The 266-nt window shown below is 55.6% G+C and carries 1 rRNA gene; it reads left to right on the forward strand.

Annotated features, from left to right (window positions below):
• Positions 1–194 precede the first annotated feature (194 nt).
• Positions 195–266 (forward strand): 5S ribosomal RNA (rrf, locus tag HFD92_RS21575); the annotation flags it as partial.

The raw sequence follows: 266 nt of genomic DNA on the forward strand, positions 1-266 counted from the left end.
TGAGAGACATGATTTTCAGCATTGTTACCGGATAACAGTTGTGTCCTGCGGAGTAAAGTCCGAAGGATTCTGCGCTGAGGCAAGGCGGCAACCGAGCGATGTGAAGGAGCATACTGACGTATGTGACTGAGCAGCGGGAGGGCGGCCAACGCAGCATCAGCACAGAAGACACAGGACAGAGCACAAAGAATTTGCCTGGCGGCTTTAGCGCGGTGGTCCCACCTGACCCCATGCCGAACTCAGAAGTGAAACGCCGTAGCGCCGAT

It is taken from the genome of Pantoea sp. EKM101V, from assembly GCF_011800325.1.
Lineage (GTDB): Bacteria > Pseudomonadota > Gammaproteobacteria > Enterobacterales > Enterobacteriaceae > Pantoea > Pantoea anthophila.